The following is an 8851-nucleotide window of genomic DNA, read 5'->3' as shown; positions in this document are numbered from 1 at the left end:
GCCATGATGTTGCTGTCACCGACCCCCTTGAAGAAGGTCTCCAGATTCTTGTTGAACCCCTCTCTTCCCAGCATCAGCGCCAGTATGACGGCGGGCAGGGCAGCTACGGGGGCGGGCAACTGGTAGAAGGCGAACTCGACCCCCTGCAGGGTGAGCCAGGTGCCGGTACCGATAAAGAGCGCGAGAAAGACCAGAAGAGGCAGCAGGGCTCTGGCACTGGGTTGGGTCTGGATCATGTGTTCCTCTGTGGTTGAACATGACCTCCCTGTCGCAGTCAGCCCTGATACGGGGTGAGCCTGGCGGGCATCCTGCCGCTATGGGGCGCTTACAATAGTGAGTCGGGGTCATCCGGTCAAGATAGACGTCCAGACGGATAGGTGTTTTTATTGATCAGTTCTGCATTCATTAAAATATCAAAAGTATGTTCGGATAAATTAATTAATTCTGTTAATTGTTCGGCATCATGGGGCGGGTTATCTGCGCATTTTTCACTGACATGGGATGTGGCTGACGGGGCATGTGGTGGTACTGGATATCCGGACGCTCTGTGCGTTTGGGATTGGGCTTTAACGCCGCCTGCAGAGTATAGCGAGCGTTGCACTGGCATCTACAGACCACAAGGCGGCGCTGATATTCGGTCAGGGTGGCGCTGTTACTGCGCCATTTCCCCCACAGCTTGAACGGCTGCAGCCAGGGCGTGGCTATCGAGAGTCAGGGGAATGTGGCTGATACCCGGCACCAGGGTGACGGGCCATGGAATGCCGAGTGCTCTTAACTCGGGTTCCAGTTGGTCGGTTTTAAACGTTTCGTCATCGGTGCCCGCGATCACGGCGCAGGGGCGCTGTACATTGCGCAAATTCTGTTGATAGTCGCGCTCTGGCTGGAAGTTCGCGGCGAGGTTGAATGAGTAGGAGGGGGTCAGGAGAGCTTTCGCTTCGTCATTGAGCGCAAAGTTCAGCACCGTCAGATGGTTGAGTGCGGAAATATGGAAACCGTTGAGGATGCTCAGGGCAATTAGGCGAGGAATGCCGACACTCACCCAGCCGCCGCTGTTTGGTCGGTAGTTGGCGGCCGTGGGGCCGAGATAGGGGGAGAGGAGCAGATAGTTGTCGAACAGGGTTTGCCGTGAGCCACCGGCGACGCGCAGCACAAAGCCACCGCCGGACGAGAAGCCTGCGAGGGTGGCGGGTTTGCTCGGGGCCACTGCTGCGGCGAAATCTTCCAGATCGTCTTCCAGTTGGCCTATGTAGGCTATCGTGCCTCTCTGGCCCGACTCGCCATGGCCGCGGATATCGAGGGTGTAGGCGTCGTATCCCGCTTGCGCGAAGGCACTTGCCATCTTGTGCATGCTCTGGCCATTGGCCGAGGATCCATGAACAAGTACCACGCTGCCCCTGATATGGTTGCCTGCGGAGGCGTAGTGCCGGTAGGCGAGCTCGGTGCCGTCTCGGGCCTTGTATCTGGAAGATGAGGGGATGTTGCGCCAATCAATGTGTTTGAAGGGATCGTTGATACTGGCCATCTCCGGCGCCGGGCTCGGCCCGCCAAACAGCAGCGCCGCCACAAGGGTGACAAGGCCGAGCGACAGCAGGCCCAGTACAAGCAGCAATGCCGCATTCATATGTTTATCTCCTGGCGAAATCGGCGTCTTTTGGCTCTTTCATTCATCGGCGGAAACCTATCATATGGTGCTGTATCTAGCAAACCTCAAACCGTCAGTCTATGGGGGGAGTGGCAAGCCTGTGCATCAGCCATGTTGAGCGGTGTACTGTCGAGCCCGAACCAAAGAGCGTGTCTCACGGCTTTTCAAAGCGGGCGCAGGCTGGTAAAACGGTCTCTTTCCATAATAAACAGATGAGAGGGTGGAGATGGACAATCCGATCCGTGTGGCCGTGATGGGCTGTAATGGTCGTATGGGCAAGGTGCTGCTGGAAGCCATCACCAACGCCGAGGGCGTGGTGGTCGGGGCAGCGCTGGAGCGACCTGGCTCTGCCGTGATCGGTCTCGATGCCGGTGAGCTCAATGGTCTGGGCACCCTGGGGGTGGTGATCAGCGACAGCCTGGACAAGGTGCGGGATGAGTTTGATCTCATCATCGACTTCACCCGTCCCGAGGTGACCCTGGCCAACCTGGCGTTTGCACTGGCTCATCAGAAGCAGATGGTGATCGGCACCACCGGCTTTGACGATGCGGGCAAGGCGGCCCTGCAAGAGGCTGGCAAGCAGATCGGCATCGTCTTCGCCTCCAACTACTCGGTCGGCGTCAACCTGGTGTTCAAGCTGCTGGAGCAGGCGGCCAAGGTGATGGGGGATTACACCGACATCGAGATCATCGAAGGTCACCACAGGCACAAGGTGGATGCACCGTCCGGCACTGCGCTCTCCATGGGGGAAGTGGTGGCCAAGACGCTCGGACGTGACTTGAAAGAGTGCGCCGTTTATGGCCGCGAAGGGATCACCGGTGAGCGGGATCGCAACACCATCGGCTTTGCCACCATTCGCGCCGGCGATCTGGTGGGGGAGCACACCGTCATGTTTGCCGACATCGGCGAGCGGGTGGAGATCAGTCACAAGGCTTCCAGTCGTCTCACCTTTGCCAATGGGGCCGTGCGGGCCGGCAAGTGGCTGGGCCAGCAGAGCGCCGGTCTCTACGACATGCAGGATGTGCTCGACCTCAAGTGAGTGGCCAAGGTGGCGGCAGGTGGACTGCAATGGTTCCTCCTGACAGTGTTGCCAAACCCCGGTTCGCCGGGGTTTTTCATCTGTTTTTGTATAAATGGCACTTACATCCTGTTTTGTATGTGAAAGGGCCTAAACTGCTTCTTTACCCAATCCATCCCATCCGCTCATTGCCCAAATGTCATCAAAGGGTAATGGGATTGAGCCTCAATGCCCCATGTGTCCGCATTTTTTACATGACATGAAAAAGACTAAAAATTCAAAACGAGAAAAACGTTTTACACTTTTTATTGCCACTGAATTGGCAATAAAAAGCTATTTTAACTCGATATTAATTTTTTTTGTGAATTTTAATTCGTTGTTTTTTAAGGGTTAATGTTTGATTTTTGTGAGTTGAGTGGCATGAACGCTCCCTTTTGCATCAGGTTTTGCCTTTTCTTTTGGTGGAGGGGGTTGCAAAGCGACATAGTGCATAGATAATGGGTAATGTTGCTTTTTTATTGAATTTAGATGCATTTAAAACGAGAAAAGACGTTGAAATGCGATCGTTTTTAAGTAGAATGCGCCCAATTTGCCAGAAATCTGCCGGGTTTGAGCCCTGTTTTACACAGGGTCCGGACCCGCAACACCCAGGTAAATTGCTGAATTTAAAGCTAAATAACTGGAGGTTGTCTTGAATCACACTGCATTGCTAGTGCTGGAAGATGGAACTGTGTTCAAAGGCGTGTCGATAGGCGCCGAGGGATGTTCCGTTGGTGAAGTGGTTTTCAATACGTCGATGACGGGCTATCAGGAAATCCTCACCGATCCCTCTTATTCCCGTCAGATAGTCACCCTCACTTACCCCCATATAGGCAACACCGGCACCAACAGCGAAGATGAAGAGTCCAGTCAAATCCACGCTCAGGGATTGATCATCCGGGACCTTCCGATACTTGCCTCCAATTTCCGCAATCAGCAATCCCTCTCCGATTACCTCAAGTCTCACAACATCGTTGGCATCGCCGACATCGACACCCGCAAACTGACCCGTATCCTGCGCGAGAAAGGCGCCCAGGCTGGCTGCATTCTGGCCGGTAAACAGGTAGATGACGGTCTGCTCGGTGCAGAGAAGGCCCTCGAACAGGCCCGCGCCTTCCCTGGTCTCAAGGGGATGGATCTGGCCAAGGAAGTGACGGTTAGCGAAGCCTACGCCTGGACCGAAGGGAGCTGGCAGCTTGGCAAGGGGCATGTCACCCCGGCGGCCGATGAACTCAAATACCACGTGGTGGCCTATGACTTTGGCGTCAAGCGCAACATCCTGCGCATGCTGGTGGATCGTGGCTGCCGTCTGACAGTGGTGCCGGCCAAGACCCCGGCCGCCGAGGTGCTGGCGATGAATCCCGATGGCATCTTCCTCTCCAACGGCCCCGGTGACCCCGAGCCGTGCGACTACGCCATCGAGGCCATCAAGACCTTCCTCGGCACCAATACCCCGGTGTTCGGTATCTGCCTGGGTCACCAGCTGCTGGGTCTGGCCTCCGGTGCCAAGACCGTCAAGATGAAGTTTGGCCACCACGGTGCCAACCACCCGGTCAAGAGCCTCGATGACAACACAGTGATGATCACCGCCCAGAACCACGGTTTTGCCGTGGACGAGAGCTCCCTGCCAGACTGCCTGCGCGCCACTCACGTCTCCCTGTTTGACGGATCCCTGCAAGGTATTCACCGCACCGACCGTCCGGCCTTCAGCTTCCAGGGTCACCCCGAAGCGAGCCCGGGCCCGCACGACTGTGCCGGTCTGTTCGACCACTTTATTGAATTGATCAAGCAGTATCGCGCTTAAGAGGAAAAGAGAAGCCATGCCAAAACGTAACGACCTACAGAGCATCCTGATCCTCGGCGCCGGCCCCATTGTTATCGGCCAGGCCTGCGAATTTGACTACTCCGGCGCCCAGGCCTGCAAAGCCCTGCGCGAGGAGGGCTACCGCGTCATTCTGGTGAACTCCAACCCGGCCACCATCATGACCGATCCGGAGATGGCGGACGCCACCTACATCGAGCCCATCACCTGGGAAGTGGTACGCGAGATCATCAAGAAAGAGCGCCCGGATGCCGTGCTGCCCACCATGGGCGGCCAGACAGCACTGAACTGCGCGCTGGATCTGGAAAAACACGGTGTGCTGGCCGAGTTCGGTGTCGAGATGATCGGTGCAACCGCCGATGCCATCGACAAGGCCGAAGATCGCCGTCGCTTTGACATCGCCATGAAGAGCATTGGTCTGGAGTGTCCGCGCGCCGGTATCGCCCACAACATGGAAGAGGCGTGGGGCGTGCAGCAGATGGTCGGCTTCCCCTGCATCATCCGTCCCTCCTTTACCATGGGTGGCTCGGGCGGTGGCATCGCCTACAACACCGAAGAGTTCGTCGAGATCTGCGAGCGCGGTCTGGACTTGTCGCCGACCAAAGAGCTGCTCATCGATGAGTCGCTGATTGGCTGGAAAGAGTACGAGATGGAAGTGGTGCGGGATCGCAACGACAACTGCATCATCGTCTGCACCATCGAAAACTTCGACCCCATGGGCATCCACACAGGTGACTCCATCACGGTCGCGCCAGCCCAGACGCTGACCGACAAGGAGTTCCAGATCATGCGCAACGCCTCCATGGCGATACTGCGCGAGATCGGGGTCGAGACAGGTGGCTCCAACGTCCAGTTCGGTATCAACCCGAAAGATGGCCGCATGGTCATCATCGAGATGAACCCGCGGGTGTCGCGCTCCTCTGCGCTGGCCTCCAAGGCTACCGGTTTCCCCATCGCCAAGATCGCCGCCAAGCTCGCCATCGGTTACACCCTGGACGAGCTGATGAACGACATCACAGGTGGTCGCACTCCGGCCTCCTTCGAGCCGGCCATCGACTACGTGGTCACCAAGGTGCCGCGCTTCAACTTTGAAAAGTTCGCCGGTGCCAACGACCGCCTCACTACCCAGATGAAGTCGGTCGGTGAAGTGATGGCCATTGGCCGTAACTTCCAGGAGTCACTGCACAAGGCGCTGCGCAGCCTCGAGACCGGCAAGACCGGCTTCGACCCCATGGTTGACCTCAATGCTCCGGACTCCCTGACCCGTATCCGTCACGAGCTGCAGGACGCTGGCTGCGACCGGATCTGGTACATCGCCGATGCGTTCCGCGCCGGTCTCTCCATGGATGGTATCTTCAAGCTGACCAAGATTGACCCCTGGTTCCTGGTGCAGATAGAAGATCTCATCAAGCTGGAAGAGCAGGTGAAAGAGCGCGGCATGGCCGGTCTCGATGCCGACTTCCTGCGCGCGCTGAAGCGCAAGGGCTTTGCCGACGCCCGTCTGGCCAAGATCCTCGGCGTGGCCGAGGCCGAGGTTCGCAAACTGCGTGCCCGCCACAACATCTTCCCAATCTACAAGCGGGTCGATACCTGCGCGGCCGAGTTCGCCACCAACACCGCCTACATGTACTCGAGCTATGACGAGGAGTGCGAGGCGGCCCCGACCAATCGTGACAAGATCATGATCATCGGCGGCGGCCCGAACCGTATCGGTCAGGGTATCGAGTTCGACTACTGCTGCGTGCATGCGGCGCTGGCCCTGCGCGAAGACGGTTACGAGACCATCATGGTCAACTGCAACCCGGAGACCGTCTCCACCGATTACGACACCTCGGATCGCCTCTACTTCGAGCCGGTGACCCTGGAAGATGTGCTGGAAATCGTGCGCATCGAGAAGCCCAAGGGCGTGATCGTCCAGTACGGTGGCCAGACCCCGCTGAAACTGGCCCGAGCACTCGAAGCCAACGGCGTGCCGATTATCGGTACCAGCCCGGATGCCATCGACCGCGCCGAAGACCGCGAGCGCTTCCAGTCTGCCGTTGAGCGCCTCGGCCTCAAGCAGCCGGAAAACGGCACCGTCACCGCGTTGGAGCAGGCGGTGCTGACCGCCGAGCGGATCACCTATCCGCTGGTGGTTCGTCCCTCTTACGTACTGGGTGGCCGCGCCATGGAGATCGTCTATGACGAGACCGACCTGCGTCGCTACTTCGCCGAGGCGGTGAGCGTTTCCAACGAATCGCCGGTGCTGCTGGACCGCTTCCTGGACGATGCCACCGAGCTGGACGTGGATGCCATCTGTGACGGCGTGGACGTGGTCATCGGCGGCATCATGGAGCATATCGAGCAGGCCGGTATCCACTCCGGTGACTCCGGTTGCTCCCTGCCGCCCTACACCTTGTCCAAGAAAATTCAGGACGAGATCCGCGAGCAGGTGCGCAAACTGGCACTGGAGCTCGGTGTGGTCGGCCTGATGAACGTGCAGTTCGCGGTTAAAGGTAATGACATCTACCTCATCGAAGTGAACCCGCGTGCCGCCCGTACCGTGCCGTTTGTCTCCAAGGCGACCGGTGCCCCGCTGGCCAAGATTGCCGCCCGCGTCATGGCCGGTCAGTCGCTGCAGAGCCAGGGCTTCACCAAGGAGATCATCCCGCCTTACTACTCGGTGAAAGAGGTGGTACTGCCCTTCGCCAAGTTCCCGGGGGTTGACCCGTTGCTGGGGCCAGAGATGCGCTCTACCGGTGAAGTGATGGGGGTGGGCAGCAGCTTTGCCGAGGCCTATGCCAAGGCCCAGCTGGGTGCCAGCCACGCCGTGCCGAAAGAGGGCCGTGCTCTGTTGTCGGTACGCCACAGCGACAAGGCGCAGGTTGTGGATTTGGCCGCCAAGCTGCTGGAGCTGGGCTACGAGCTCGATGCCACCCACGGCACCGCAGTGGCGCTGGGGGAAGCGAGCATCAACCCGCGTCTGGTCAACAAGGTGCACGAGGGTCGCCCGCACATTCTGGATCGCATCAAGAATGGCGAGTACACCTACATCGTCAACACCGCCGAAGGGCGGGTGGCGATCCAGGACTCCAAGCAGTTGCGCCGCGCCGCCTTGCAGAACAAAGTGGCTTATACCACCACCATGAATGAGGCGTTTGCCACCTGCATGGCCATCAGCATGGATGCCACCGCCAACGTCAACTCGGTGCAGGAGCTGCACCAGAAGGTGAAGAACCGCTAAGGATTGCGCAATAAAGGGCAGGGGAATCTTCCTGCTCCTCGTTGCACAACACACGCGCACCCTGAAAAACCCCGCCAGCGATGGCGGGGTTTCTGTTTTTTTGGCGGCTCTGACCAGCCTCCGTCATGGGGGAAAGGTGCGCATGGGAGAGGGGATATGGTCATCGGAGGGTGATATACACCCTATTAACAGCATAAAAGTGATAATGATTGCGCATTGGCGGCTCTGGTTTGTAATCTTTGCAATCACTCGCCCGGCCCACCTCTATATACTGATTTCTCATCAAACAAGGTCGTCTGCGCCTGCAACCGCGGGGTGCGAGGATCAGGGCCAGTTGCTTATCCGGCAGCCGAGGCCGGCCCCTTTATCCATAGGGACCACAGGAAACCGGTTGTGGGGTTACCACCCACGCAACCGTCAGGGCCAGCGTTACCACGCAAGCCCGCTTCCCCCTCCTTACCCCGTCAGCTTGCCTGCCCAGTCGCGTCGTTGCTCACCTTCATTGCCCGCAACGGCGCTGCGCCTCAAGGACATCAGCCAAGGGAATCTGAATATGAGCTTCGATCATCGCAAATACCGCCCCGCCCCCGTGATCGCGCTGGCGGACCGTCAATGGCCCAACCGAGTGATGACGCGTGCGCCGCGCTGGTGCGCTGTGGACTTGCGCGATGGCAATCAGGCGCTGGTCGAACCGATGACGGTGGCCCAGAAGCTGCAAATGTGGGCGTTGATGGTCCATGTGGGCTTCAAACACATCGAGGTGGGGTTTCCTGCCGCTTCCCAGCCTGATTTCGACTTCGTGCGCGAGCTTATCGAGCGCAATCTCATTCCGGACGATGTCACCATACAGGTGCTGGTGCAGGCCCGTGAGGATCTCATTGTCCGTACCTTCGACTCGCTCAAGGGGGCCAAACGCGCCATCGTCCACGTCTACAACTCGGTCAACCCGACCCAGCGCAACTATGTGTTCAATGCAGGGCGCGACGGGGTCAAGGCCATCGCCGTGCAGGGTGCGCGTTGGGTGCGCGACCATGCCGCGCGCAACCCCGGCACAGAGTGGAGCTTTCAATATTCACCCGAGAGTTTTAGCAGCACAGAGGTGGAGTT

Annotated in this window: 4 protein-coding genes and 2 pseudogenes; 4 read left to right on the top strand and 2 right to left on the bottom strand. The window is 58.5% G+C overall.

Annotated features, from left to right (window positions below; translation table 11 throughout):
- A pseudogene (locus tag AAC083_RS08510) lies at positions 1–236 on the bottom strand (Na+/H+ antiporter NhaC family protein); the annotation flags it as partial.
- A 416-nt stretch (positions 237–652) separates the two neighbouring features.
- Positions 653–1621 (bottom strand): alpha/beta hydrolase, encoded by a 969-nt coding sequence (locus AAC083_RS08505; RefSeq protein ID WP_108536321.1) that lies wholly within the window; start codon positions 1619–1621, stop codon positions 653–655.
- 247 nt (positions 1622–1868) lie between these two features.
- On the opposite strand from AAC083_RS08505, the gene dapB reads away from it, so the two are divergent.
- The 4 genes and pseudogenes from dapB to AAC083_RS08485 all read left to right on the top strand — a co-directional run.
- The gene (gene dapB / locus AAC083_RS08500) at positions 1869–2681 is read left to right on the top strand and encodes a 4-hydroxy-tetrahydrodipicolinate reductase (protein WP_108536320.1); all 813 of its coding nucleotides are present in this window, start codon (positions 1869–1871) and stop codon (positions 2679–2681) included.
- A gap of 670 nt (positions 2682–3351) precedes the next feature.
- Positions 3352–4503, top strand: a complete 1152-nt coding sequence (gene carA, locus AAC083_RS08495; RefSeq protein WP_108536319.1) for a glutamine-hydrolyzing carbamoyl-phosphate synthase small subunit — start codon at positions 3352–3354, stop codon at positions 4501–4503.
- A 16-nt stretch (positions 4504–4519) separates the two neighbouring features.
- A complete protein-coding gene (carB, locus tag AAC083_RS08490) occupies positions 4520–7744 on the top strand; it encodes a carbamoyl-phosphate synthase large subunit (protein WP_108536318.1) in 3225 nt (1074 codons plus the stop codon).
- 553 nt (positions 7745–8297) lie between these two features.
- A pseudogene (locus AAC083_RS08485) lies at positions 8298–8851 on the top strand (2-isopropylmalate synthase); the annotation flags it as partial.

It is taken from the genome of Aeromonas sp. HMWF014 (assembly GCF_963878295.1).
GTDB classification, from domain to species: Bacteria; Pseudomonadota; Gammaproteobacteria; order Enterobacterales; family Aeromonadaceae; genus Aeromonas; species Aeromonas popoffii.
This window is presented reverse-complemented; position numbering and strand designations above follow the sequence as displayed.